This window comes from Streptomyces sp. ISL-87 (genome assembly GCF_018614095.1).
Classification (GTDB): domain Bacteria; phylum Actinomycetota; class Actinomycetes; order Streptomycetales; family Streptomycetaceae; genus Streptomyces.
This window is the reverse complement of sequence record NZ_JAGGOY010000009.1, coordinates 1-24,852: the sequence shown is the minus strand read 5'-3', so window position 1 is coordinate 24,852 and position 24,852 is coordinate 1. Positions and strand designations below refer to the sequence as shown.

Below are 24,852 nucleotides of genomic sequence, written 5' to 3'. Positions count from 1 at the left end.
CGCATCCCTCGGGGTGCGGGCCCCAGCTGCACGCATTTCCCGCAGTGTTTTCGCCTGCGGGGCGGAGTATTCAGGGTTGCGACCTCCTCGGAGCCGCACCCTTCGATCGACGTCCTGGATTTCACATCCGTCTGACGTCGCCCATTTCAGCGCCTGAGCCCGTACACATTCCCTGTAGGCCAGATTCGCTTTCGCATTCTATTCGGCCCGTTCTTGTGATTCCCTGCGCTGCTCTTCCGCTGCGGGAGTTCCTTGATGCGTGCCCTATCAAGGAAGGTTCTGAATGAACCCCACACGTACGAACGAGCGCTCCTCTCGCACCCGCAGCCGCACCGGCGGCCCCGCTTTCGGCACGGGCGCTGGTTCGCCTCGGGGCAGCCGCTTCGGCTCGTCCACCCCGAGTCGTTCCGGAAGTCCGAGCCGCTCGGGTGGCTACGGCCGCCGGCCCGCCGCGGTCCAGGGCGAGTTCGCCCTGCCGAAGACGATCACTCCCGCGCTGCCCGCCGCCCTGGCCTTCGCCGATCTCGACATGCCCGGGGAGCTGCTGGCCGCCCTCGGCGCGCAGGGCGTGACCGTGCCCTTCCCGATCCAGGGCGCCACCCTGCCCAACACCCTCGCGGGCCGTGACGTCCTCGGCCGCGGCCGCACCGGCTCCGGCAAGACCCTGGCGTTCGGCCTGGCGCTGCTGGCCCGCACCGCCGGGCAGCGCGCCGAGCCCCGCCAGCCGCTCGCTCTCATCCTCGTCCCCACCCGCGAGCTGGCCCAGCAGGTGACCGACGCCCTCACCCCGTACGCCCGCTCCGTGAAGCTGCGTCTGACCACGGTCGTCGGCGGCATGTCGATCGGCAAGCAGGCCGGCGCGCTGCGCGGCGGCGCGGAGGTCGTCGTGGCCACGCCGGGCCGGTTGAAGGACCTCATCGACCGTGGTGACTGCCGCCTCAACCAGGTCGCGATCACCGTCCTCGACGAAGCCGACCAGATGGCCGACATGGGCTTCATGCCCCAGGTCACCGCCCTCCTGGACCAGGTGCGCCCCGAAGGCCAGCGGATGCTGTTCTCCGCCACCCTGGACCGCAATGTCGACCTCCTGGTCCGCCGCTACCTGACCGACCCGGTCGTGCACTCGGTGGACCCCTCGGCCGGTGCGGTGACGACGATGGAGCACCACGTATTGCACGTCCACGGCGCCGACAAGCAGCGGATGACGACGGAGATCGCGGCGCGCGAAGGCCGGGTGATGATGTTCCTGGACACCAAGCACGCCGTCGACCGCCTGACCGAGCACCTGCTGAGCAGCGGAGTACGGGCCGCCGCGCTGCACGGAGGCAAGTCTCAGCCCCAGCGCACCCGAACCCTCGCCCAGTTCAAGACCGGCCACGTCACCGTGCTGGTCGCGACCAACGTGGCGGCGCGCGGCATCCACGTCGACAACCTCGACCTCGTCGTGAACATCGACCCGCCGACCGACCACAAGGACTACCTCCACCGCGGCGGACGTACCGCCCGCGCCGGCGAGTCCGGCAGCGTCGTCACCCTGGTCACCCCGAACCAGCGCCGCGACATGACCCGTCTGATGGCCGCCGCCGGGATCACCCCGCAGACCACCCAGGTCCGCTCGGGCGAAGAGGCCCTGAACCGCATCACCGGCGCCCAGTCCCCCTCCGGGATTCCGGTCACCATCACCGCGCCGGTATCCGAGCGGCCCCAGCGCAGCGGAGCCTCCCGCGGTCGGCGCAGGCCCCTTTCGGCTGCCCGGCGCGTGGGCGTGCGGCAGTCCGCCTTCGATGCGGCTGCCTGAGAACCACGTGATCAGGAAACTGACCCATCTCTGCAGGAGGCACGTTTTGACGCTGGTCCAGATGCAGCCCCGCTCGGCGAATGCCAACCCTGTGCACCGGATGGTGGTCGACGCCATGGAGGCGGCCGGCCCGCAGGTATGTGACGACATGACGGTCGAAGTCGCCTTGTCGGTCATGGCCAGTGCCCGCACGGGTCATCTGCTCGTCTGCGACGAGGACGGCCTGTGCACCGGGCTGGTCACCCAGGCCCAGCTCACCGCAACCCGTGACAGCTCCGCGTACACGGACCGGGTCCAGCTGCGCGACATCCTCGACGGCCGAGGACCGTTCACCTCGCCCGTGACCACCACGGCCGACGCCGAGCACGCGATGCGCTACCGCCGGCTCGATGCCCTGCCTGTCGTCGACGAACAAGGCAGCCCTTTGGGCGTCCTCGCCCTTGCCCGCTGAACCGCCTCACCGCGGCAGAACCATCCCCCTTCGTTCTTCTCCCTGTGAGGCATCATGCGCTGTGTCATCGCCCGCTTCCCGTTCGACCTCACCAAGAGCGGCGTCCTGGAATCGATGAAGGGCATCAAGCCCGAGCAGGTCATCGGCGAGTCCGTGATCATCGGCCGCCGTACCTACCCCGTCAAGCAGGTCGGCCAGGTCATCACCCGCCAGGACCGACGCGACTTCAGCGTCGGCGAAGTCCTCCGGGCCATGACCCAGCTCGGCTTCACCTGCCGCGGCCTTCCCAGGGCCGCCGCGCCCACGCGCGTCCTCAGCCCGCTCCAGCAGGCTTCCGCGATGCTCGGCATCCCGGTGACCGTCTGACCGTCTGACCGACGGGCCCGGCGCGAGCCGACACCCGAACAGCGAGGAGGGCCCGACCGGCGCGCGCCGGTCGGGCCCTCCCGCGTCCCGATGGGCCCGCGGACGCTCGGGCGAGGGGCCGTCAGTTACAAGGTGCAGGTGCCCCCGCCGTGGCGCAGGGCATGTGTGGCGAGCTCGGACACGGCCAGGACCACGGTGTCCGCGGCTTCTGTGGCCATCGCCGGTTGCCCCAGACGGCCGAGGAAGGCTCGCGCGGCATCGCGCGCGTCTGCCGCGTTCGGCTGCCGCCATCCCCGAGCGCCTGACCAGCAGTGCAGGCTGCTCTGCACATCCTGGTACCACCGTGGGCATCCAGCTCTGCCCAGGACACACAAAAACCTCTCTCGGCCGGAGTAGACATTGGGCGGTGGCGTGGTTATGGTTTCTCTCGTAGCCCAGAGAGACAGCGGGGCCTGGCAGAGACGAACTGCCGGGCAGCAGTACATGTAGTTGCAATTCGCAGGACGGTGCGGTGGTGGAGTTCCGAAGCCAGGGTTATTGCAGGACGGCGACGGGACTGACGACCGGACCGGGTGGCCCGCAGTCATCAGGGGCCGCCGCAAGCAGTACCGCAGTTAACGCAATGGCAGTACCCGTAAGTGCAGTTCGCAGTAACCAGCAGTGAAGTCAGTGAGCGTTACCTCGGTGAAGGCGTCGGCTGCGGGCGCGCGCACCGGGAAGTTCGGCAGTGGGGTTCTAAGCCAGAGCAGACGCAGGATGGGCAACGGGGCTGGCTGCCGAAGAGTGGCGCTGTCACAGGCCACAGCAGTACGCACCACCAGCAGTACGCAGTAGAGCAGTACCAGCAGTACGCAGTACCAGCAGTACGCAGTCCCCCGCTTGGCAAGTAGTTGATCAACGAGGGAAGAACGGAGGATCCAGGCGCCATCAGGATCGCCCGGGTCGAAGTCTGAGCCCGGGTACCGCAGGACATCGATAGTGAGGTGGTCTCCGGTCAAGCAACCGCGATCCCCGCACTCCCGGCAGCATCTCGGTCGGGTCGGCGGAAACACAAGGTCGGCGCAGTACCAGGGCCGACAGATGGTGTAGTAGTTCCTTCGGGGCCCTGGTGCCGTACGGCACCAGGGCCCCTCCATGCGTTCCATGAGAGAGGTGCAATGACAGCAGACGACTCGTTCGGCCGTCTCGATGACGACGACTACCCCGCTTACACGATGGGCCGGGCCGCCGAGATGCTCGGCACCACCCAGGGCTTCCTCCGAGCCATCGGAGAAGCCCGCCTGATCACCCCGCTTCGCTCCGCCGGCGGACACCGCCGCTACTCCCGCTACCAACTGCGCATCGCAGCACGCGCCCGGGAACTCGTCGACCAGGGCACCCCCATCGAGGCCGCCTGCCGCATCGTCATCCTCGAAGACCAGCTTGAAGAAGCCCAGCGCATCAACGCCGAGTACCGCCGCGCCGCCGAATCATCTCCTCCGTCGGCCTCGGCCTGAGGTGAGTGTTCCCGTCGGGATCGGCGGGCCCGCGCCCGTGATCAGGTCCGGGCTGGGACGCAGAATCGTTTCCCACAGCTGGGTTGTGTGATCGTTGTGGCCACGGGTGAGGAGGACGGTCTCGTCGCCGACCGGGCCGGAGTCGATGTGTACGACGCGGTCGTCGATGACCAGGCGGGTCGGGAGTCCCGGTCCAGGCATCTGCGTCGAGGCCGACACGGGTGATGGGGCCGAGGTACTCGGTCAGGACCTTGATCAGGACGGGCAGCTCGGCCGCGATGTCCTTGGACCGCGGCCACCACGCTCCGTCGAGAATCCCCGTCCGGGACTGGGTGGTCTCCATCCGGAGCACGGCCGTACCCGGTTTCACCGCCTGGTGGATCGCGTCCGGAAGAAGCAGCGGTGCGGGGCGGGGAGTGTCGGAGTCAGCCATCGTGGTCCGCCCCTCTCGGAAGTACGGGTGCGGCCGTCGCCCGGCACGACGCCGTGCCCGTGCCTTCACGGTGCGCCCCGCACCTGCGCGGCGTCGCTGCTCGCGGCTGCCGCCGGCCCGCGGTGGCCGTATGCCCGGAAATTGCCTGGTCACGAAACGGTTCGGGGCCCTCTTGCAGGAGTAGGGTCAAAGAACCGGGGGCAATTCGAACGCCAGCTCCACGCAGGTGCCGTTCCCGGCGATCGCCGAACACCGGGCTGCCGACGGGCAGCCCGGGGGCAGGTTTCGCGCCATGACTACGCTCCGCGACCTCACCACACCGCGCGACCTCGCCCCAGAACTTCCGGCGCGTCTGTCGCTCACTCCGAAGACCACGCTCTCGGGCCAGCTGGACGGCGCCTGGTGGCCCTACTCCCGCGACCTCACCGCCGAGCTCGCGCCGCTGGCAGCAGCCCTCGACGAACCCTGGGGCCGCATCACCCGCGTCACCGTGAACCCCACCCGCTGGCCCGTCATCCCCCACACGGTGCCCGCCGCCGGCCACACCCTGCACGTCGGATGGTTCACCGAGCAGGACCCCGACAAGCTGATCCTGCTCTCCTTCACCATGGGCCGCTGGGACCTCCTGGTGATCCCGCCCGAGACCGAGCCCGCCGCGGCCGCCCGGCTGATGGCTGCCGCCGCGATCCCCGGGAGCGTCCTCAAGGCCGGAGTCCTGATGGCCAACGAAACCGCCATCGGACGCGGCATGCGGGACAACCGGAGCCCGGAGGACAACTGGGAGGACGAGGGTGGCGCGTGCATGTCTCTCTACGGGCGGCCGAGCGGGCGGCCGGTGATGCCCTTCCCCGTGCCCGGCGACACCTGGAGGTGAGCGGCATGGACAGCCTCGTCCTCATTGCGACCGTCCTCCTGGCGACCGGCGTCGGCATCCGCCTGATCCACCTCCGCAACGCCCAGCACGACGTACGCCTCGCCGCCTGCCACTTCAGCGACGCGCTGCCGGGTGTCGGCAGGCGGAGCCGCCGCACGCACCTCGGGCCGGCGCCGGGAGATGGCGGGCCGGCCGACCGTACGCGCGCCGCCCGATGACCCGCACCTTCCTCCGACCCGGGGCAGCGGGTGGGCGCACAGGCGCCCCACCCGCCAAAGCACCGCGTCCAGCCGAAAGGACCACACCCTCTTGAAACTGATCGAGACCTACACCGACACCGGCGCCGGCACCGACGCCCGCACCCTGCCGGCGGCCGGGCATGCAGAAGTCCGCATCGTCGCGGCCTCCCCCGAGGCCGCCCGCGCGGTCGCCGAGGTCCTGCGCCGCTGCTTCGCCAGCTCCGAACAGCGCAGTTACCCGGCTCGGCACGGCGGCACCCGGCTCCACCTCACCGTCGACACCGAAACCGCTGCCGGACCCGCCCGTTCCTGGCTGGCCAGCAGCACACCGCCCGCCGGCAGCCGCACCAGCACCCACGCCGACGAGATCTGACGGCCACGGGCCCCACCCCTTATGAGAGGAGTGGTCATGGCGACCCTCCGCGAACGAAAGAGCTACCGCGAGCAGATCCTCGGGGCCCTGTACGAAGCGATCGAAGGCAACCGCCTCCTAGGAATGACCGGAACCCGGCTCGCCCAGGACCTCGACATCCCGGAACAGGACCTCGCCGCCGCCTGCACGTACCTGGCGGGCGAGGGCCTGATCACCGTCGACTGGGAACCGGGCAACATCCCGGCCATGGTCATACTGACCCACCAGGGCATCCGGCTCATGGAGGCCGAGGAGGAGAAGCGCGGCTGAATCGGGGTCGATCCGTACGACTTGGAGCTCGGCGAGCTGATCTGGCCTGGTTTCCCTGTACGCCGTTGGGGCGAGCCTCAAGTCGACGGGATTCCGGGCCCGGCCAGGAGGGGAAGGCCCAACGCTGTGACAGGTCAAGTAGCAGGACACGTAATTCCGTACGAGGTGCAGGGCAGCGGGCCCGAACGGGTCCTCGCACTTCACCACTGGCTCAGTGACAGGTCGAGTTTCGGCCATCTGCGGCAGCACCTGGACGGGGACACGTTCAGTTACGCGTTCGTGGACTGCCGTGGGTATGGCGAGGCAATGGACACCCCCGGCACGTACACGATGGAGGAGATCGCGGCGGACGCCCTCGCCGTGGCCGACGACCTCGGCTGGGACACCTTTTCGGTCATCGGTCACTCCATGGGCGGCAAGGCGGCCCAGCAGATGTTGCTGGACGCCCCCTCGCGGATCCGCTCGATCGTCGGCATCTCGCCGGTGCCCGCGTCCGGGTTCCCGCTCGAAGGGGAGATGTGGGAGCTGTTCGCCGGGGCCGTGGAGGAGTCCGGCAACCGCAGGACGATCTTCGACGTCACCACCGGCAGCCGGCACGACGATGCGTGGCTGGACGCCAGAGTGAGCGGCTCGGAACGCTCCTCGTCGGCGGCCCTGCGCTCGTACCTCGAATCTTGGACGCGCGGCTCCGACATCCACGAGCTGGTCAAGGGAAACACGACGCCGGTGCTTGTCGTGGCCGGTGCGAACGACCCGGCGATGGGCCCCGACACCATGCGGTCCACCTGGCTGCAGTGGTATCCGAACGCCGAGCTCGAGGTCTTCGCCGGCCACTTCGCCCCGGACGAAAGTCCGGAGGCCCTGGCGACGGCGGTCGAGAGGTTCCTCGGCCGCTAAGCGGGTCAGGCCGGCCAAGCACTCTGAGGCAGCCGTTCGGGCCAGGACGGACTGACCACGCAGCGTATCGGGTGCCGCCCGGGCCCCTCCCTCGTTACTCCCCGGCGGAGTGCCGATTGATCACTTGCGCCCGCGTAGAGCCTTTGCGGGTATGGGTGTTACGCGTCGATGGCGCCGCGGTTCATGGCCGGGTCGAGGGAGTCGGCGTCCTCCATGAAGCTCAGCATCCGGGCGTTCACCAGGTCGGCGTGGTCGATCTGCGGTCCGTGGCCGGTGGCGGCGACGATCTCGGCGCGGGCGCCGGGGATCAGGCGCGGTACCCGCTCCAACTGCCGCTGCGGGTGCACGAGCAGGCTGCGCTTGCCCATGATCAGGTAGATCGGGGTGCGGATGGAGCGCAGCGCGTCCTCGGCAAGCGGCAGCGGCGCGGGGCGGCGGATCCGGAAGGCCCGGGCGCCCACCTGGACCCACTTCCGCAGTTCGGGGACAACGAGTACCGGCTGCTCCAGCCACGAGGCGAGCCGCGGGCGCAGGGCCTTGGGCGCGAAGCTGGCGAAGAGACTGACGAAGACCCAGGCGAAGAAGCGCAGGCCCACCTTCTCCAGCCCGCCCGGGTCGAGCAGGGTGACGGAGGCGAGCCGTTCGGGCCTGCGGTGGGCCTGGTTGAGCACCAACCAGCCACCGTACGAGGAACCGACGAGGTGGACCCGGTCGAGGCCGAGCGCGTCGAGGGCCTCGTCCATCCACTGCGCGGCGCGCTCGGGCTGCCACATGGGCTCGCGGTGGATGCTGCGGCCGGCGTCACCGGGGGTGTCGAGCGCATAGACGGGGCGTTCGGCGCTGAGCGCGGGGGTATTGGGGTACCACATCGCGGAGCAGTAGCCGGCGCCGTGGATCAGTACCACCGGTGTGCGGGACTCGGCGGCGGGGTCCGCGGGGCCGTACCGATAGACGTGCGTGGTGCCGAAGCTCGTCTCCACGTCCGTCTCGGAGCGGGCGGGCGCGCCCATCGCGTAGAGCGCGTCGCAGGCGGCGAAGTACCGGTCGCGCAAGGTGTCGTTGACGTAGCGGCCGACGTCGCGGCGTACGCGGGTCGTGTTGTCGGGCACGGTGCACCTCCGGGAAGATCCGTTCTTCGTGATACGACCGTACCATGATGTTGATACGGCGGTACCATGAAGATGTCCGGCCCGAACCGGACGGCGAACCTGCGACCCGCCACCCCACCCACGGCCGGAGACACCCACGGATACCAAAGCGCGTGGACCACGAAGTACGGCGCACGCAGATCGCCGAGGCACTCATTCGGGTCGCCGGACGGCGCGGGCTGCACGCGGTCGGCATGCGCGACGTGGCGGCCGAGGCGGGAGTGTCACTGCGCCTCGTCCAGTACTACTTCCAGACCAAGGAGAAGCTGCTCTTCTACGGGCTCCAGCACCTGACCGACCACTTCACGGCGCGGGTGGGCGCCCGCACTCGTTCCCCCGCTCCGTCCGTGCCACCGCGCCATTCAGGGGGACGTTCCTCCCTCACACCTTTGGCCCGCGCTTGAGATTCCACGCCGTGTTCGGGACGCTGAAGGACAGCAGCGACTCTGACAAGACGAGGCAGGCCGCATGACAACCGCCTGGGACCCTCCATCCGGCGCTCCCCGCATGCCGCAGCCCGGAAGCACCCCCGAAGGTTTGCGCGCCGCCCTCGCACTCCTCGCCCCCGAGACACTGGCGACCTTCGACGCAGAGCGTGCCGTGGCCCTCCAGCAAGCCCGGGAGCAGGTCAGCGCCGCACCGATGCGCCGCTTCGTCGGCCAATGGGCCGTCTACGTCGCCGTCGAACGCCACCCGGAGCGCGCCGCACGCCTCCACGAACTCGAAGCATGCGCCACCCAGGCCGCCGACCTCTCCGAGGCCCGCGCCATCGCCGCTGAGATCGGCCGCATCATCGACACCGCATGCGCCGAAGCCGGAATCGAGCCCGGACAGGGCGCCACGTGAGCGACGAGGAACAGTGGCGCTGGGAGTACGACCCCGATGCCGAGCACGTCACCTCCGGCCTACCCCAGCACGTCATCCACGAAGTCGAGCGGCTCTCCGGTGAACTGGTAGCCCTCGCCGAGGTCGGCGTCGACATCTCCGACATCGGCGCCGGACCCAGCCACGGCGGCACCGGCGGTCTGCGCCGCATCCCACTGCTGACCGACGGCTGGTTCTACGCACTCCCCGTACCCCGCATGAAGCTCATCGCCATCATCCGGGTCATCCCGCCCTTCGACGACCTGTGAGCTTGCGACCCGCAAACCACACCCGTCGCGATACACCGCGCATCGACGGTGCTCCTCGTCGGGCTCCGGTGCGCGTCGCGGCATCGTGCTCGGCCTCCGTACGCGCGCTGGAGCGGTACGGTCGCCTGCCACCGGCCGGGGAGGCACCCAGCTTGTGGAAGCCTGTTCGGCCGACGGAACGGTCGTGCCGGCCCGCTTCCCACCCGTCCAGCACAGGCGCTGCGATGATTTGAACCCGCCGGCCGCCCCCGTAGCCCTCGCACTGCGAACAACCCGTGCCGTGTTACGGCGAGTGCCGGTAGCCGCCGCGGGACCGCTCATCGTCATCGTCATCGTCATCGTCATCAGGGTCGGCCGACGGCAGGCGGGCGGCGTAGGCGAGTAGTGCGGCCAGGCCGGACAGCGCCGCCAGGAGGAGGAACAGGGCTGGGTAGCCGCCGAGGGGGGCGGCGAGGGCCGCTCCTGCGAAGGGGGCGAGGGCGGCGGTGATGGTGGCAGGGGCGCTGAGGAGGGCGGAGAGGCGGCCGTAGTGGGTGGTGCCCCAGCGGTCGGTGACGGCGGTGGCCTGGAGGAGGGTGAGGTTGCCGCGGATCAGTCCGGCCACGATCGCGATCAGGGTGAGCGCCGGGAGCGGGCCGGGTACGAGGGCCAGCGCGGCGGTGGTGGCGCCTCCCGCGGCAAGGAGGGCTGTGGTGCGGGTGGTGACGGTGGTGCGCCGGGCGAGGGCCGCGTAGAGGGTGCGGCCAAGGGTCTGGCCCGCGCCGCCGAGGCCGAGTGCCCAGGCGGCCTGGGTGGTTGAGGCGCCGCGTTCGGTCAGGAGCGGGACGAGGCCCATGACGACGGAGTACATGGCGAAGCCGGACAGGGTGAGGGCTGCCGCCAGCAGGAGGAAGGGGCGGCTGCGGGCCGTGGCCTTTGCTCCGAGTCCGTGGTGCGTGCGCCGGGGAGCAGGGGCCGGGGGCCAGGGGGCCTTGAGTGCGAGGGCGTGGGCGGGGATGGTGATCGCGGCCAGGATCACGGCGAGCACCACGTAGGTTGCGCGCCAGGAGAGGTGTTCGGCCAGGGCCGCGGTGAGGGGTGCGAAGACCGTGGAGGCGAGGCCGCCGGCGAGGGTGACGATCGTGAGGGCGCGGATGCGGTCCTCTCCCCACCAGCGGGTGAGGGCCGCGAACGCGGGATGGTAGAAGGTGGCGGCCATGGAGACGCCGGCCAGCGCCCAAGCCGCCGCGAAGGCATACAGGTTGGGCGCGTAGGCGATCGCGATGAGCGCGATGGCTGCGAGGACCGAGCCGCTGGTCATGACGGCCCGGGGGCCGCGGATGTCGATCAGGCGGCCGAGCGGGATTCCAGCCAGGCCGGAGACGACGAGCGCCAGTGAGAAGGCCGCGGTGGTCACGATCGGCGACCAGCCGGTGCTGGCGGTGATCGTCGGGTTGAGGACGGGGAAGGCGTAGTAGACGACGCCCCAGCCGGTGATCTGCGTCGCGCATAGGGCGGGGAGTACGGCGCGGGGCCGCGACCGGTCCCCTGTTCCGGTCGCGGCCTCGCTGGCCTGGGCCTGGGCCTGGCCCTGGGCCTGGCCCTGTGGCACGGCCGGCCCGCCGTGGTCAGCAGCCGCTGTGGGTGGCGGGGGCACCGATGGCCTGGGTGGTGGGGGCGCCGATGGTGAGGGTGGCGGGGGCCGCGCAGCAGCCGCCGCCGGTCTGCCCGTCCGATTCGGGCTCGTCGAATAGGCCGGCGCCGCCGCAGACTCCGGTTTCGGGCAGGGTGAGTTCGACGCGCTCGGCTGCCTCGTGGTCGCCTGCGAGGGCGGCGGCGATGGAGCGGACCTGCTCGTAGCCGGTCATGGCCAGGAAGGTCGGGGCGCGGCCGTAGGACTTCATGCCGACGAGGTAGACGCCCTTCTCGGGGTGGGAGAGCTCGTTGACTCCGTGGGGGTAGACGGTGCCGCAGGAGTGCTGGTTGGGGTCGATGAGCGGCGCGAGCCCGGTCGGCGCCTGGAGGCGCTCGTCGAGGCCGAGGCGGAGCTCGGAGAGGAAGGCCAGGTCGGGGCGGAAGCCGGTCAGGACGATGATCTCGTCGACCGCGTCCAGGCGGCGGCCGTCTTCGCCTACGAGGACCAGGCGGCCGTCACCGTCGCGGCCGCCATCACCGTCGCGGCCGCGGTCGCGGTCGATGGTTTCGGTGCGGAAGCCGGTGACGGCGTCCGCGTAGCCGCCGTCGACGGCGGCCTTGGCGGCGAGACCCAGGGCGCCGCGTGCGGGGAGCTGGTCGGCTTCGCCGCCGCCGAAGGTGGAGCCGGAGATGCCGCGGCGCAGGATCCAGGTGGCGTGGGTGCCGGCGCCGCCTTCGGCCTTGGCCAGGTCGGCGAGGTAGGCGAGGGCGGTGAAGGCGGAGGCGCCGGAGCCGATGACGGCGGTGCGCCTGCCCGCATACCGGGCGCGGGTCGCGGGGTCCTTGAGGTCGGGGACGCGGTACGTGATCCGGTCCGCGGCCGCTCGCTCGCCGAGGGCGGGCAGGCCCGATCCGCCGGCGGGGCCGGGAGTGGACCAGGTACCGGAGGCGTCGATCACGGCGCGGGCGAAGACGCGCCCCTCGCGGCCGTCCGCACCGGTGTAGTGGATGACGAACGGCTGGGCGTCGCGGTCGGCGTCGACGACGCGGTCACGGCCGGTACGGGAGACGCCGGTGACGTGCGCACCGAAGCGGACCCTCTCGCCCAGAACGTCGGCGAGCGGCTGGAGGTACTGCTCGGCCCAGTCCCCGCCGGTCGGGTAGGTGGCGGCGTCTGGTGCCACCCAGCCGGTGGGCGCGAGGAGCTTTCCGGCGGCGGGGTCGACGACCTCACCCCACGTGGAGAACAGCCGTACATGGGCCCACTCGCGGGTCGCGGCGCCCGCGCTCGAACCGGCCTCCAGGACCAGGAAGTCCAGGCCCTGCTCGGCGAGGTGGGAGGCGGCGGCAAGCCCTACGGGCCCTGCGCCGATGACCACGACGGGCAGCTGGTCGGTGGCGGTGGCGCCGGTGGTGACGGTGGCGGTGGTGACGGCGGCGGTGGTGGCGGTGGTGCCGTTCACGACGACTCCTTTATTTCGACGTTCGTCGATGTCTGACGGGTTCAGCATGGCACTTGCATCGACGACCGTCAACATAGACATTCATCAAATTCGTGGGGCCTGGGGGGTGAGCTCCCGCATTGGTTCGACGCATGTCAACATAGACGTATGTCGAATACGAAGGCGCTGCAGGCGCTGCCCCTGCTGGAGCCGGAGACGGCGGTGGCGGCGTGCTGCCCGCCGCTGGACGAGCGGCCGCTGAGCGCGGAGGAGGCCGAGAGCGCCGCAAAGATGTTCAAGGCCCTCGGCGATCCGGTGCGGCTGCGCCTGTTCTCCCTGGTCGCCTCGCACGCGGGCGGAGAGGCGTGCGTGTGCGACATCTCCGACGTGGGTGTCTCCCAGCCGACGGTCTCCCACCACCTGAAGAAGCTGAAGGAAGCCGGCCTCCTCAGCTCGGAGCGGCGCGGGACGTGGGTGTACTACCGGGTCGAGCCGACGGTATTGGCCGCGATGGGCGCGCTGCTGGCCGGCGCCGCTAAGGCTGCGTGATCCAGCCCGGCATCTTCCCCGGGAACGCCGTCAGCCTCAGACTCAGGCGGAACGGCGCTCGCGCTCTTGCCCCGCATGAACCAGGCCGGCGGTCGCGACGACCTCGCCCAGCAGCAGGTTCCCGGCCGAGCGGTCGTGCGTGGACCACTTCACCGGCGGCTCCCCGAACATCGCGTCCGCCAGGATCGCGCCCACGACGGCCCGGGCCACCTGCCACGGCACGTAGACGGCCGCTTCGAGGATGGTGACGGGGTTGAAGTGCGCGCCGGAGACCGGGCCTGGCAGCGCGATCAGCACTCCGAGCCCGAAGACAGTTGGGCCGTGTGGCCGACAGGGGGGTGAGGGAGTCGACGCGTTCGGCTCCTGGTCAACTGGGTGGTGTCCTGATGTACGTTCCCGTGGATGGAAGGCCCCAGATGCCCGCGACACTGCCCGTGCCGAGCGAGTTCCGGCTGCCTGAGGGCTGGTTCGAGGACTTGGTGCGCACGGTGCATCCGGACACCGGGGCGGGGGCGTAGCGATGGGCCGCCTCTTCGACAAGTGGATGGGTACCAAGTACCCCTACAGCGGTGTCACTCCGCTTCCCGCCGCGGAAGTCCGGTACGCGCTGCTCGCGCTCAACGGTCCGGATGTGCCGTTCACCGTGCGCAATGGCACGCCGAAGGAAGGTGCCGACCTGGTGGCGGAGTGCCGGATACCGAAGCTGGGCCTCACCCTCAAGACCCGGATGCGCCTGATTCCGGCGGCCCGCGAGGTGCGTGCCCTCGACGAGCGGTGGGAGACCGGCCCGCACGAGCACTCCGGTGCGCGGTACGGCCGTGGGCAGGCGACCACTGTCTACAAGGAGTGGGAATTCAAGGAGGGGCCCGACGGACGCCGACGCATGGTCGAGACGTTCCGCTTCGACACCCGGGCCATCAAGGATCCCCTGCGGAACACGGTCCTCGGCTCGGGATGGACCTGGCGTGGCGTCATGCGCAGGCTCTGACCGGCTCTGACCGGCTCCGACCGGCTCTGACCGGCCTGTGGGACGGGGAGCCGGGCGGCCGTGAGGCGGGCAGGCCTCAGCTCACCGCCCTCTTGATGAGTGCGCCGATCCGCTCCTCATCGGCAGCGGTCAGCTCCGTCAGGGCGTAGGAGGTCGGCCACATGGCGCCTTCGTCGAGGTGCGCCTGGTCGCTGAAGCCGAGGGTGGCGTACCTCGACTTGAACTTCTGCGCGCTTTGAAAGAAGCAGACGACCTTGCCGTCCTTGGCGTACGCGGGCATCCCGTACCAGAGCTTCGGCGCGAGGGCCGGCGCGCCGGCCTTGACGATGGCGTGGATCCGCTCGGCGAGGGCGCGGTCCGCTTCCGGCATCTCGGCGATCTTGGCGAGCACCTCGCTCTCCCCGTCCGCCTTGGCCGCGCGCGGGCCGCGGCGCGCGGACGCCTTCAGCTCCTTGGCGCGCTCCTTCATGGCGGCCCGTTCCTCGTCCGTGAAACCGTCGTACGACTGCGTGTCCTTCATTGCGGATTTCCCCTCTTGCGGGCAGCCGGGTCGCATGCGACACGGACTCAGCGAAGTTCCTGGATGCGGACCAGGTTGCCCGCGGGATCGCGGAAGGCGCAGTCGCGGATGCCGTACGGCTGCTCGGTCGGCTCCTGGACCACCTCGGCGTCGCCGGCCTGGAGCTTCTCGAAGGTGCCGTTGAGGTCCCGGGTGGCCAGCAGGATCCAGCCGTAGGTGCCCTTGGCCATCATCTCGACGATGGTGCGGCGCTCGTCCTCGGTGATGCCGGGGTCGGTGGCCGGTGGCGCCAGGAGGATGGACGTGCTGGGCTGACCGACGGGGCCGACCGTGATCCAACGCATCTTGCCCTGTCCGACGTCGCTGCGGACCTCGAAGCCGAGGACGTCGCGGTAGAAGGCCAGGGACGCATCCGGGTCGTCATGCGGGAGGAAGCTCGTGTGAATGGTGAGGTCCATGGCCTTCACGTTAGTTGCGGCGCGGCGACCGGTGCTTCTCGATTCCTGATCGGTCTGCCGGCCGCCGTTCGGCGTTCGGCGTTCGGCGAGGTGTTCGGCGAGGCGTTCGGTGGGGAGCGGTTCTGGGTGAGTGCTCGCGCTGGACCTCAGCTGGCGCGGCGAGATCGCCGCCGACGGCATCCGCGTCGAAGACACCGGCGACGTCAACAGCGACGACGGCCTGCGCTTTGAGATGCTCGGGGACGCCGACCCGACGCCAACGCCCACTCCCACGCCCACGCCCGGAGGACCCCATGCGGCACACCAGACTGCCCGGCGAATCGGCGGACTACCTCGCCGCCCGGGAGGAGCTCCGACTGGCCGAGATCGACCTCATGCGCCACCGCGAACGCGTCGCCGCCCAGAGACGCGCGCTCCCGCCGGGGCCGGCCGTTGACGACTACGCCTTCGTCGAAGGCCCCTCCGACCTCGGCGCGGGCGACGAGCCGGTCCGGGAGGTCTCCCTGAGCGGGCTGTTCACCGCACCGGACCGCCCGTTGGTCGTCTACCACTTCATGTACGGCAAGAAGCAGACCGAGCCGTGCCCGATGTGCACCCTGTGGATCGACGGCTTCAACGGCATCGCCCACCACGCCGCCAGGAACATCGACTTCGTGATCGCCGCAGCCGCCGACCTTCCCGTGCTGCGGCAGCACGCCCGCAACCGTGGATGGGACCGGCTGCGGCTGCTGAGCTGCGGGAACAGCACCTTCAAGTACGACCTCGGCAGCGAGGACGAGGACGGTGCGCAGGACTCGACCGTCTCCGTGTTCACCCGGGACCCCGACGGGACGCCGCGCCACTTCTACTCGGCACACCCCCGCATGTCCGCTGACATCGACCAGCGCGGCATCGACCTCCTGGCCCCCGTCTGGCACCTTCTCGACCTCACCCCGACCGGCCGCGGGGGCTGGTACCCGTCTGTCGATTACTGACGGCAGGCGGCGGGCCGGGGGGGGCCGGCCGGGCCGCCTGCCGGTCGGCGGGCCCTGTCGCTAGGGCCGGTGCATGTCCGTCATGGGTGATTGCGGAGTCTCCAGGCCGGGCAGCAGCCAGCTCTGGAACGGGGCCAGCACGGCGAGGGCCAGGAAGGCGATGCCGACGGCCTTCGAGAAGACGGGGCCCAGCCGCCACAGCTTCTCCACGAAGATCACCGCGGCCAGCGCCGCCATCGCCAGGATGTTCATGACGCCGAGCGGGATGAGGACGATCATCAGTCCCCAGCAGCAGCCGACGCAGTACAGACCGTGGTGCAGCCCGACCCGCAGGTCACGGGCGCGCGGGCGGAAGCCGGCGTACCGGACGAGCTGGCCCAGTGGGCTCTGGCAGTGGCGCAGGCATACGTCCTTGAGCGGGCCGAGCTGCTGCAGTCCGGCGAGCAGGAAGGCGCCGGCGCCGATCCAGCGGCCGGCGGTGGGATGGTCGTGCACCAGGGCCCCGGTCGCGGCGAGGATCCCGTACGTGAGGAGGCCGAACGCCGTCCAGGCCAGCAGGTAGCCGCCCACGAACTGGGCCGTCCGGGCCACCCTGACCGTTCCGGTCGACGTGCGGCCGATGGACCGTGCCCAGGTAATGGCCACCGGCGCCACGGACGGGAACATCATGGCGATCATCATGACCACCCAGAAGACCAGGAACAGCGGCACGCCCATGCCCATGGTCCCGGGCTCGACGCCCATGTCCCGGGCCTGGCCGACGACCAGGACCCAGCTGAGCAGCGCCAGCAGCGCCATGAGCAGCCAGGCGAGCGCGAGCTCCCGTACCGAGAGCAGGTTCGCCGGCCTCAGGGGTGGCGGATAGGCCTTCCGGTCGAGGCGCACATTTCCAGCACAGCACAGCGGCCGTCCGAATGCGCACCCGGCTGGATGACTGGATGACTGGATGACACGCCTCGGGGTGGAGGGGGACAATGAAGGAGGAACTGTGCGACCGGGCGTGTGCCGGTGATGTTCCCGGGGGTTCGCCGACCTCAAGAGACCGCCGTCCGGAGCGCGGTCACGAGGAGGCGGAGACATGTCCGAGACCACAGCGACGGTTCCGAAGTGGCACGTCGCAGGGGACTGGTTCGATACGTGCAAGTGCAATGTGCCGTGCCCCTGCGCCTTCGCGCAGCCGCCCACCTTCGGTGAGTGCGAGGGCATCCTGGCCTGGCACATCCGTGAGGGGCGCTACGGTGACGTCCCGCTGGACGGGCTGAACGTGCTGATGCTCGCTTCCTTCGTCGGCAATGTGTGGGCCGAGCACTCCGACACGTACGGGGCGGTGTTCCTCGACGAGCGGGCCGACGACGCGCAGCGCGAAGCGCTCCAGATGATCTTCGGGGGCCAGGCGGGCAGCTGGCCCGCCGAGATGCTGACCATGTTCGCCGGCGAGATGCGCGGCATGGACGTCTCCCCCATCGAGATGGAGGTCGCGGACGACCTCTCCAGCTGGCGGGCCTCGGTTCCCGGCCGGGTCGAGGCAAGCGGGGAGGCCCTGACCGGACCCACGACGCCGGAGGGCGCGCGCGTCCAGTCGACGAACCTGCCGGGGTCGGAGACCGGGCCCGGCCAGACCGCGACCTGGGGCCGGGCGACGGCGGACCGGGCCGATGCCTTCGGGTTCCAGTGGAGCCGGGAGGGGCAGTCGAGCAGGCACATCACCTTCGACTGGTCCGGGCCGTGACGGGGCGGGGGCGAGGGCAAGGGCGGAGTCGGGGGCAGGGCGCGGGGCGCGGGCGGTCGTAGCGCCGTCCCCAGGCGCCACGTTCCGGGCCTGCCGATAGGCTGTAGTTTCTTTGCCTCTGGGGGGTGCAGGGCAGGTGGAGTTTCGGCTGCTCGGATCGGTGGCCGTCGGCACCGAGGCCGGGGACCTTCCGCTTGGGCCCGTCAAACGGCGCAGTCTGCTCGCCGCTCTGCTGTTGCGGCCCAACCATCCCGTTCCGCTCGGGCAGCTCAGCGCGGCGCTGTGGGACGACGAGCCGCCGGTGCGCGCCCGCAGTGTCATCCAGGGGCACGTGTCCCGGCTGCGCACCCTGCTGGACACCGCGGAAGCCGGGATGTACGGCGTCGAGCTGGCCACTCAGGGCGCGGCGTACGTGCTGCGGATGCCGGAGACGCTGCTGGACGCGCGCGTCGGAGCAGGCACGCCCATTGCTGCCGGGCGGGTCCGACTGCGTCACCATCGTCACCAGCCGCCACCGGCTGCGCGGCCTGATCGCGTCCGACGCGGCCCGGCCCGTCCCGCTGGACGTCCTGGGCCCGCAGGACAGTACGGCGCTGCTCGCCGCGGTGCTCGGCCCGGAACGGGTGCACGCCGAACCGGTGGCCGCACGGCGTCTGGCCGGGCTGTGCGACGGACTGCCCCTCGCCCTGCGGGTCGCCGCCGCCCGGCTGGCCGACCAGCCGCACCAGACGCTGGCGGCCATGGCGGCCATGGCGGCCATGGCGGACGAACTGTCGGACACCACACGCAGGCTGGGCCTGCTCGACGCCGAGGACACCGGAGTACGCGCCGCCCTGCACCTGTCCGTACGTCAGCTCCCGCCGGGGGCCGCACACCAGCTCGCCCACCTCGGCCGCCACCCCGGCACGCACATCGACCGCGGCATGGCGGCGGCCCTGGCGGGCACCGCCCCGGCCGCGGCGGAGACGGCCCTCGACCAGCTGGCCGCCGCGCACTTGCTGACGTACGGCGGGCCGGGGCGCTGGACCCTGCACGATCTCGTACGGCTCTACGCACGCGACATGGACACCGATCCCGACGCACTGGCACGCGTGCTCGACCACTACATCGCCACCGGCCTCGCGGCCGCCCGGGCCGCCGAGGACGACGGGGAACCGTGCTTCGTGACGCCACCGGATTTTCACCGGCCCCTGGACGTACGGGAGTTCCGCGGCCGGGACGATGCGATGGCCTGGTACGTCGCGGAACGTGAGGACTTGACCCTGGCGGCGGCAGCGTCGCACGCCGCCGCGCTGCACAGCAGGACGTGGCGGATCGTCCTGGCCATGTGGCCGCTGATGGTGTGGCGGGTCCTCGACGGCTGGACCCCCCTGCTCCGCACGGCCCTCGCCGCGGCTCGGGCCGACGCCGACCCGTACGCCCAGGCGCGGGTCCTCGCCCTCCTCGGGTGGGTCCTGACCGAGGAGGGCCGGACCTCCGAGGCACTGCCCCATCTGGAGGCCGCCCCCGCACTGGCCGCCCGGTCCGGCGATCGCAGCGGCCAGGCGACCGCACTGGTCAACCTCTCCTTGGCCCAGGCCGCGCTGGGCGACCTCGACCAGGCGGCGCGGGGGTGCGTACAGGCGGCGGAACTGGCCCGCACGGCGGGTGACCAGCCCACGGAACGCCTCGCGCTCTACCACCTCTCCCGCCACCAACTCGGCGCCGGGCAATGGCGGCAGGCGCTGGAGAGCACGACGGCCGCGGCGGCCCTCCAGCCCCCGGACGCACCGTCCCCGTCCCGGGTACTGCTGCTCGCCGCGACCGGGGAGGCACTGGTGGGGCTCGGCGAGGAGACCGAGGGCATCCGGTGTCTGGACGAGGCCGCGCGGGAGGCCGAGTCCTGCGGTTACGACGACGGGGCGGCCCGGGCGCTCGGGGCGCTGCTCCAGGTATCGGCGGACGAGACGTACCGCGCCCGGTACGACACGGTGCGGGCGCGGCTCGCCGTACGGTCCTGAACGCACGTGCGGATTCCCGGACGTTAGCGGGACGTCAGCGGTGCGTGATCACAACGCCAGCCGCCCCCGCCAAAATGGTGATCGCCGGGGAAACATTCCGCGGAGACCGCACAACACGGGGGAGTTCCTTCATGCGTACCTACCGGATCCGTACCACCGCCCTGGCCGCCGCCACAGCCGGCCTCGCCCTGGCCCTGACCGCCTGCGGGGGCTCGGACACCGCGGGCGGAGCGGCCACGAAGCCCGGCGCGAGCAAGGGCGCGGACCAGCCGGCCTCCTCCCCGGCCGCGTCCCCGGCCGGGGAGGGCGGCTCCTCCGCCCCGGCGGCCGGCAAAGGAACCGGATCGGGCACCGGCACCCCGGCGAAGGCCGGCTCGGGAACGGGATCGGGTTCGGGATCGGGCGCCAAGGGCACGGGTGACACCGCCGACGACTCCTACGCCTACACCCACCCGTGCTCCGCGAAGAACCTGACCGTCAAGGTCACCTCCCAGCAGGGCCTCCCGGCCACCGTCCGCGTCATCACGGTGACCAACAACGGTTCCACCACGTGCGGCCTGGACTACTTCCCCACCGTCGGCTTCAGCGCCAAGGGCGCCACGCTCGGCGTCCAGGCCACCGCCCCCGAGGGGCTGGGCGGCGCACCGGCGTACCCGATGCGGCCCGGCGCCACCGCGTACGCGGCCCTGGACCTCAACCCCTCGGCCGGCGACGGCCCGGTGGCCGACGAGGTCAGCATCCTCGCCGACCGTGAGCACATGCCGAACGCGGACGGCGTCAGCCTCCCGCTGGCCAAGCCGGGCAGCGTCGTCAAGCCGAAGATCGGCCTGTACCGCACCGGCGCCCGCGAATCGCTCAGCACCATCTGACCGGCCAGCACCATCTCGCCGGCCAGCACCCTCTGACGGGTCAGCACCATCTGACCTGAGCGCGCCCCGCCCTGATCCGTCAGGGCGGGGCGCGCAGGGCAGGCCGGGGATCGACCCCTTGTCAGTGCTTCGCCGAGTCGCCCGGCTTGCCCGGCTGCGGGGCCGGGGTTCCCGTGGGGGTGCCGCGCAGGGCGATGGTCCATTCGCGGTGGAAGGCCGGGAACGGCAGTTCCTTCTCGAAGAGCGGGGTGCCGAAGATGGCGATGCGTGCCATCAGGGCGCCCTTGATGTCGAGCCCGCCGTAGAGGACGGCCTTGCCGGTGACGGTGGGGGCGGCGCCGCTGGTGTCGATGGCGAGCGTCCCCTCCGCCGCGGTGCGGAGATAGGGCTCGATGGCCGCCTTCACGCCCACGGCGTCGTACAGGGCGACCGATCCCTCGACGGCCAGGCCGGTGCGGACCGACGCGGCGGCGGAGAGCTTGGCCCGGACCGGGGAGACGGTCAAGGTGCCGGGGTCGACGTCCGTCTTCCAGCCGTCGGCCTTGGTGTAGTCGGAGTGGATGCCCCAGTTGCCGGCGAGCTGCTGCTCCACGTCGATGGTGACGGAGCCGTCGACCCCGATCGTCGCGTAGAGCGTCAGGTCGAGGCTGATCACGACGGGCAGCGGACCGACCATGACCGTGGGGCTGGCCGCGAGCTTGGCGAGCGGGATCCGGATCGGCTCGTTGGGTGCGGAGATTCCGGCGCGGACGTGCCAGTCGGCGCGTGCGCCGAGCTCGAAGCCGACGCTGGCCTTGCGGGGGCTGAGAGCGGCTCCGTCGTACGAGAAGTCGACGGCCGGGTCGATCTCGACGGAACCGTCCAGAGCCACCGAAGCCCCGTGAGGCAGCGGAACCGTGGTGTCCGCAGTCAGCTTCAGGCCGGCCGAGACGGAGCCGTCGCCGCCGTCGGCACGCTTGGTGAAGGACACCTTGAGGTCCTTGACCTGCGGCTGCACGGTGATGTTGTGCGGGTCGAGGGCGGTGTGCAGGGCGGCGGAGCTCTTGCCGAGGAGTTCGGGGAGGGTGGCCGGGCGGGTGCTGACGGCGGTCTTCCCGCCTTCGGCCTTGCGTACGTCGGTGATGGCGAGCAGCGCGCCGCGCGGGGCAGCCGGGGTGGGAGGGCTGTCGATCAGCTGGCCTTTACGGACGCCGGCCGCAGGCGCCGTCGCCGTCGCGGTCGCGGTCGCCGTCGCGGTCGCCGTCGCGGTCGCGGTGCTGCCGCCTGACGGGGCCGGCGCGCCGCTGCCGCCCGACGGGGCGGTGCCTCCGGCGGGCGCGAGTACGGCCTCGCCGGTCCGCCCGTCGTAGGAAGCCAGCGCGAGGCCGGGGGTGCTGGACTCGGCGGGCCCCCCGGAGCGGGAGGGGGTGGCGAGCGCGAGCTTCGTCTTCCCGCTGGGGGCCACGCTGACCGGCAGACTCCCGGCGGCCGGGGTGTGCCGGGACCCCTTCGGCGGGGTGGAGGCGGCCGGGGCGCCCGCCGGGGCCCCGTCGTTCGTGTCAGTCGCGTCGGCCTGGCCGGGCACGGCTTGGCCGACCACGGCCGCGGAGTCGGCCGACCGGGCCGCCGGTGTGGTCGTACCGCAGCCGCTGAGCACGAGCGCGGCCGCGGCCGTCGCGGCGAGCACGGACAGCGCACGGGTGCGTATGGACATGCAGAGGGTTCGCCTTCAGCTGTGAGGGGTGGTCAGGGAGGCGGAAGAAGACAGGGCCGCGGCCACGGGAAGGTGTCAACGCGCGCCTCGTACCAGCGCCTCTCGCTTCTCGCCTCGGAAAAAACTATAGCCAGTAGTTTTACCGGCGAGTCCGTACACTGGCTGGAAACCGCCCCTGAAACCCGGGGCCGCAAAAGGGTCCTGACGACCCGACGCATCAGGACCGGGCGAGGACGAGAGGACAGCAGATGGGCAGGCCGTCCCGACCGCCACTGACCCGTGAGGACATCCTGCGGACCGCTCTCGCACTGGTCGACGACGAGGGCCCGGGCGCCCTCTCCACCCCGCGCATCGCCGCCCGGCTGGGCGTCAAAGGCCCGTCGCTGTACAACCACATCGCGGGCCGCGAGGAGATCATCGACGGCATCCGCGAGTTGATCATCGCCGAGATGAACCTCGACGTGACCATCCGCCCCTGGACAGCGGCACTGGAAAGCTGGGCACGCTCGTACCGCGCCGCGTTCGCCGCCCACCCCCACACGGTTCCGCTGCTCGCCGGGCGGCCCGTGCGCTCCCTCTCGGTACTGGACGGCTACGCGCAGGCGTTCGCCATACTGCGCGCCGCCGGATGGCCGGAGGAACACCTGCTGCCGCTCGTGCAGTCCGTCGAGTACTTCCTCGGCGGCTCGGCCCTCGCCCTCGTCGACACCCCGACCGGCCTGCCGCTGCCGCCGCCCGAGAACCTCCCCGACGGCCTCGGCCCCATCCTCAACGCCCCGCCCGACTACCGCGAGATCGCCTTCGAGACCGGCCTGTCCGCACTCGTCCGCGGCTTCCAGGCCACCCTGGACACGCTGAACATCCCCCGGTCGGACCACCGCCAATAGTCGCCCCAGGCCGCTCCGCCCTCCAGGCGGGCCGTCCGCCGCGCCGGGTCCACGCGGACACCGCGCATGCCGGACAGGCCGGCGACCACACCGCCGTCGCAGGTCCCGGAGCCGGGCACGCTGTGCGAGCCGCCGCGCACGGCCAGATCGAGCGCGCACGCGTTCCCAGCTCATCGATCGACGCCTTGCCCGTGGTCCACGCTACGCCGGTGGAGTGAGCCTCAATTCGACGAGCACGGCCGCACCACGGCCGCCGCACGACTGCCGCACGGCGGCCGCCGGGCCCCCGTCCGGACGAAGGAAGCGCCCGCCATTCGCATGGACTTACCGGGGGTCGGACGGAGGTTCGGGAAACCTCCGCACGCCGTGCGCTACCCCTGTGACGTCGTGCTCGCGAACAGAGAGAAAGAAGCTCGCATGAACAAGCGTCTCGTGCTCGCAGGATCCGCCGTGGTGGCCAGCCTCGGTCTCGGCCTTGCCGCGGCCCCGGCGATGGCTCAGCCGGCCCGCATCAGCGTGACCTGCGGCGACGTCACAGGACTGATCACCGCCGTGCAGACGGCCAATGACAATCCCGAAGGCGGCACGATCACGCTGGCGCACCGCTGCGCCTACAGCTTCGGGGACGACGTGGCCGACTCCGGCAACGCCCTGCCCGCCATCACCGGCAACGTCACCATCGCCGGCGAGGACTCGACCCTGATCCGCTCCGTGCCCGGAGGAACCCCGCTGTTCCGCATCCTCTCGGTCAGCGCCGGCGGCACACTCAACCTGAAGGGCACCACCGTCACCGGCGGCCACACCGACGGCAACGGCGGCGGCATCGCGAACGAGGGCACGCTGCTGCTGGAACACAGCACGGTCGCCGGAAACCTGGCCGCGGGAACCGGCGGCGGCATCGCCAACACGGGAGGCACCGTCACCCTGCTCGAGAGCGACGTACGGACCAACGTGGTCTCGGGCGACCCCGCGACCGGCGGCGGCATCAGCAACGACGCGGCCAGCACCGTCACCCTCAAGAAGGCCATCGTCGACGGCAACACGGCCGACCTGAACGGCGGCGGCATCAACAACCTGGGAACCCTGCACGTCCTCGACGGCAGCTTCATCACCCACAACGAGGCCCGCGACGGCGAGGGCGGCGGCATCAACAACCTCGGCACCGCCGACATCAACGGCAGCAAGATCATCGAGAACTGGGCCGGCGTCGAGGGCGGTGGGATCAACAACGGCGCGGACGCGACGCTCACAGTCCAGAACTCCGCCTTCCTCGCCAACAAGTCCGGCCGGGACGGCGGTGGGCTCAACAACGAAGGCGCTGCGACCCTGAAGAAGAGCAAGGTCACGAAGAACTCCGCCGGTCGCGACGGCGGCGGCATCAACAACGAGCAGGTGGCCGGCGAGGACGCCCCGCAGCTGACGCTCGAGCACACCACCGTCACGGAGAACCGCGCCGCGGAGGACGGCGGCGGCATCAACAACCAGGCCGGTGGCGTCGTCACGCTCAGGGAGAGCAAGATCGTCAAGAACGAGCCCACGAACTGCGACGGCGTCGTGCCCGGCTGCTCCGGCTGATTGAGGTACTGAGGTAGTCAGCTTCTCGGCCCTAAAG

At 71.1% G+C, this 24,852-nt stretch carries 26 protein-coding genes and 6 pseudogenes; 21 read left to right on the top strand and 11 right to left on the bottom strand.

Annotation, left to right across the window (positions count from 1 at the left end; genetic code table 11):
- Positions 1-283 precede the first annotated feature (283 nt).
- Genes J7I97_RS03320 through J7I97_RS03310 form a run of 3 tightly spaced genes read left to right on the top strand, consistent with a single transcriptional unit; the run spans position 284 to position 2,615 of the window.
- Positions 284-1,798 carry a DEAD/DEAH box helicase gene (locus J7I97_RS03320; protein ID WP_214930848.1) on the top strand — a complete coding sequence of 505 codons (1,515 nt, stop codon included), beginning with the start codon at positions 284-286 and terminating at the stop codon, positions 1,796-1,798.
- A 46-nt stretch (positions 1,799-1,844) separates the two neighbouring features.
- The gene (locus J7I97_RS03315) at positions 1,845-2,249 is read left to right on the top strand and encodes a CBS domain-containing protein (protein ID WP_214930847.1); all 405 of its coding nucleotides are present in this window, start codon (positions 1,845-1,847) and stop codon (positions 2,247-2,249) included.
- A 54-nt stretch (positions 2,250-2,303) separates the two neighbouring features.
- A complete protein-coding gene (locus J7I97_RS03310; protein WP_214930846.1) occupies positions 2,304-2,615 on the top strand; it encodes an SCO5918 family protein in 312 nt (103 codons plus the stop codon).
- A gap of 128 nt (positions 2,616-2,743) precedes the next feature.
- Here the strand turns inward: J7I97_RS03310 and J7I97_RS03305 are convergent.
- Positions 2,744-2,932: pseudogene (locus J7I97_RS03305) on the bottom strand (hypothetical protein); the annotation flags it as partial.
- Positions 2,933-3,772: 840 nt separating this feature from the next.
- Between J7I97_RS03305 and J7I97_RS03300 the strand changes: the two are divergent.
- Positions 3,773-4,111: a MerR family transcriptional regulator gene (locus tag J7I97_RS03300; RefSeq protein ID WP_214930845.1), complete on the top strand. Its 339-nt coding sequence runs from the start codon at positions 3,773-3,775 to the stop codon at positions 4,109-4,111.
- An 87-nt stretch (positions 4,112-4,198) separates the two neighbouring features.
- Here the strand turns inward: J7I97_RS03300 and J7I97_RS38080 are convergent.
- A pseudogene (locus J7I97_RS38080) lies at positions 4,199-4,544 on the bottom strand (DUF5994 family protein); the annotation flags it as partial.
- A 292-nt stretch (positions 4,545-4,836) separates the two neighbouring features.
- Between J7I97_RS38080 and J7I97_RS03295 the strand changes: the two are divergent.
- From J7I97_RS03295 to J7I97_RS03275, 5 genes are all read left to right on the top strand, one after another.
- Positions 4,837-5,418: a DUF5994 family protein gene (locus J7I97_RS03295; protein WP_214930844.1), complete on the top strand. Its 582-nt coding sequence runs from the start codon at positions 4,837-4,839 to the stop codon at positions 5,416-5,418.
- Between the two features lie 5 nt (positions 5,419-5,423).
- Positions 5,424-5,636: a hypothetical protein gene (locus J7I97_RS03290; protein WP_214930843.1), complete on the top strand. Its 213-nt coding sequence runs from the start codon at positions 5,424-5,426 to the stop codon at positions 5,634-5,636.
- A 91-nt stretch (positions 5,637-5,727) separates the two neighbouring features.
- Entirely contained in the window at positions 5,728-6,030 is a 303-nt protein-coding gene (locus J7I97_RS03285) for a hypothetical protein (RefSeq protein ID WP_251050425.1), read from the top strand.
- Between the two features lie 36 nt (positions 6,031-6,066).
- Positions 6,067-6,339 (top strand): hypothetical protein, encoded by a 273-nt coding sequence (locus J7I97_RS03280; RefSeq protein WP_214930842.1) that lies wholly within the window; start codon positions 6,067-6,069, stop codon positions 6,337-6,339.
- 126 nt (positions 6,340-6,465) lie between these two features.
- Positions 6,466-7,236, top strand: a complete 771-nt coding sequence (locus tag J7I97_RS03275) for an alpha/beta hydrolase (protein WP_308378338.1) — start codon at positions 6,466-6,468, stop codon at positions 7,234-7,236.
- A gap of 158 nt (positions 7,237-7,394) precedes the next feature.
- On the opposite strand, the gene J7I97_RS03270 is transcribed toward J7I97_RS03275, so the two are convergent.
- A complete protein-coding gene (locus tag J7I97_RS03270) occupies positions 7,395-8,345 on the bottom strand; it encodes an alpha/beta fold hydrolase (protein WP_214930841.1) in 951 nt (316 codons plus the stop codon).
- Between the two features lie 140 nt (positions 8,346-8,485).
- On the opposite strand from J7I97_RS03270, the pseudogene J7I97_RS03265 reads away from it, so the two are divergent.
- From J7I97_RS03265 to J7I97_RS03255, 3 genes and pseudogenes are all read left to right on the top strand, one after another.
- Positions 8,486-8,743: pseudogene (locus J7I97_RS03265) on the top strand (TetR/AcrR family transcriptional regulator); the annotation flags it as partial.
- Between the two features lie 148 nt (positions 8,744-8,891).
- A complete protein-coding gene (locus tag J7I97_RS03260; RefSeq protein ID WP_251058434.1) occupies positions 8,892-9,230 on the top strand; it encodes a DUF6247 family protein in 339 nt (112 codons plus the stop codon).
- Entirely contained in the window at positions 9,227-9,517 is a 291-nt protein-coding gene (locus J7I97_RS03255) for a hypothetical protein (protein ID WP_214930839.1), read from the top strand. The genes J7I97_RS03260 and J7I97_RS03255 overlap by 4 nt, the downstream gene beginning before the upstream one ends.
- A 283-nt stretch (positions 9,518-9,800) precedes the next feature.
- Here the strand turns inward: J7I97_RS03255 and J7I97_RS03250 are convergent, their stop codons facing one another.
- A complete protein-coding gene (locus J7I97_RS03250; protein ID WP_214930838.1) occupies positions 9,801-11,108 on the bottom strand; it encodes an MFS transporter in 1,308 nt (435 codons plus the stop codon).
- 16 nt (positions 11,109-11,124) lie between these two features.
- Positions 11,125-12,642 (bottom strand): FAD-dependent oxidoreductase, encoded by a 1,518-nt coding sequence (locus J7I97_RS03245; RefSeq protein WP_214930859.1) that lies wholly within the window; start codon positions 12,640-12,642, stop codon positions 11,125-11,127.
- Positions 12,643-12,741: 99 nt separating this feature from the next.
- Between J7I97_RS03245 and J7I97_RS03240 the strand changes: the two genes are divergently transcribed.
- Positions 12,742-13,122 carry a helix-turn-helix transcriptional regulator gene (locus tag J7I97_RS03240; RefSeq protein ID WP_214930837.1) on the top strand — a complete coding sequence of 127 codons (381 nt, stop codon included), beginning with the start codon at positions 12,742-12,744 and terminating at the stop codon, positions 13,120-13,122.
- Between the two features lie 78 nt (positions 13,123-13,200).
- Here the strand turns inward: J7I97_RS03240 and J7I97_RS03235 are convergent.
- Positions 13,201-13,437 (bottom strand): annotated as a pseudogene (locus J7I97_RS03235) (aquaporin family protein); the annotation flags it as partial.
- A 205-nt stretch (positions 13,438-13,642) separates the two neighbouring features.
- On the opposite strand from J7I97_RS03235, the gene J7I97_RS03230 reads away from it, so the two are divergent.
- The gene (locus tag J7I97_RS03230) at positions 13,643-14,110 is read left to right on the top strand and encodes a hypothetical protein (protein WP_214930836.1); all 468 of its coding nucleotides are present in this window, start codon (positions 13,643-13,645) and stop codon (positions 14,108-14,110) included.
- A gap of 76 nt (positions 14,111-14,186) precedes the next feature.
- On the opposite strand, the gene J7I97_RS03225 is transcribed toward J7I97_RS03230, so the two are convergent.
- Positions 14,187-14,630, bottom strand: a complete 444-nt coding sequence (locus J7I97_RS03225) for an iron chaperone (RefSeq protein ID WP_214930835.1) — start codon at positions 14,628-14,630, stop codon at positions 14,187-14,189.
- Positions 14,631-14,677: 47 nt separating this feature from the next.
- Positions 14,678-15,088 carry a VOC family protein gene (locus J7I97_RS03220; protein ID WP_214930834.1) on the bottom strand — a complete coding sequence of 137 codons (411 nt, stop codon included), beginning with the start codon at positions 15,086-15,088 and terminating at the stop codon, positions 14,678-14,680.
- A gap of 293 nt (positions 15,089-15,381) precedes the next feature.
- On the opposite strand from J7I97_RS03220, the gene J7I97_RS03215 reads away from it, so the two are divergent.
- The gene (locus J7I97_RS03215) at positions 15,382-16,062 is read left to right on the top strand and encodes a DUF899 family protein (protein WP_214930833.1); all 681 of its coding nucleotides are present in this window, start codon (positions 15,382-15,384) and stop codon (positions 16,060-16,062) included.
- A gap of 60 nt (positions 16,063-16,122) precedes the next feature.
- On the opposite strand, the gene J7I97_RS03210 is transcribed toward J7I97_RS03215, so the two are convergent.
- Entirely contained in the window at positions 16,123-16,947 is an 825-nt protein-coding gene (locus J7I97_RS03210) for a DUF2182 domain-containing protein (RefSeq protein WP_214930832.1), read from the bottom strand.
- 193 nt (positions 16,948-17,140) lie between these two features.
- Here J7I97_RS03210 and J7I97_RS03205 point away from each other — a divergent pair, with 193 nt between their 5' ends.
- From J7I97_RS03205 to J7I97_RS03195, 4 genes and pseudogenes are all read left to right on the top strand, one after another.
- Entirely contained in the window at positions 17,141-17,791 is a 651-nt protein-coding gene (locus J7I97_RS03205; RefSeq protein ID WP_214930831.1) for a DUF1326 domain-containing protein, read from the top strand.
- A 136-nt stretch (positions 17,792-17,927) separates the two neighbouring features.
- Positions 17,928-18,095 (top strand): annotated as a pseudogene (locus J7I97_RS39780) (hypothetical protein); the annotation flags it as partial.
- A gap of 163 nt (positions 18,096-18,258) precedes the next feature.
- On the top strand, positions 18,259-19,791 hold the full coding sequence (locus J7I97_RS03200) for a tetratricopeptide repeat protein (protein WP_251058432.1): 1,533 nt from the start codon (positions 18,259-18,261) through the stop codon (positions 19,789-19,791).
- A 131-nt stretch (positions 19,792-19,922) separates the two neighbouring features.
- The gene (locus J7I97_RS03195; protein ID WP_214930830.1) at positions 19,923-20,660 is read left to right on the top strand and encodes a DUF4232 domain-containing protein; all 738 of its coding nucleotides are present in this window, start codon (positions 19,923-19,925) and stop codon (positions 20,658-20,660) included.
- 121 nt (positions 20,661-20,781) lie between these two features.
- Here the strand turns inward: J7I97_RS03195 and J7I97_RS03190 are convergent, their stop codons facing one another.
- On the bottom strand, positions 20,782-22,353 hold the full coding sequence (locus J7I97_RS03190; RefSeq protein WP_214930829.1) for a hypothetical protein: 1,572 nt from the start codon (positions 22,351-22,353) through the stop codon (positions 20,782-20,784).
- 248 nt (positions 22,354-22,601) lie between these two features.
- On the opposite strand from J7I97_RS03190, the gene J7I97_RS03185 reads away from it, so the two are divergent.
- Complete coding sequence (locus J7I97_RS03185) at positions 22,602-23,240, top strand: TetR/AcrR family transcriptional regulator (RefSeq protein WP_214930828.1); 639 nt, start codon at positions 22,602-22,604, stop codon at positions 23,238-23,240.
- On the opposite strand, the pseudogene J7I97_RS03180 reads toward J7I97_RS03185, so the two are convergent.
- Positions 23,240-23,392 (bottom strand): annotated as a pseudogene (locus J7I97_RS03180) (FAD-binding protein); the annotation flags it as partial. The gene J7I97_RS03185 and the pseudogene J7I97_RS03180 sit on opposite strands and share 1 nt — an antisense overlap.
- A 265-nt stretch (positions 23,393-23,657) precedes the next feature.
- On the opposite strand from J7I97_RS03180, the gene J7I97_RS03175 reads away from it, so the two are divergent.
- A complete protein-coding gene (locus tag J7I97_RS03175; protein WP_214930827.1) occupies positions 23,658-24,815 on the top strand; it encodes a hypothetical protein in 1,158 nt (385 codons plus the stop codon).
- Positions 24,816-24,852: the final 37 nt, after the last annotated feature.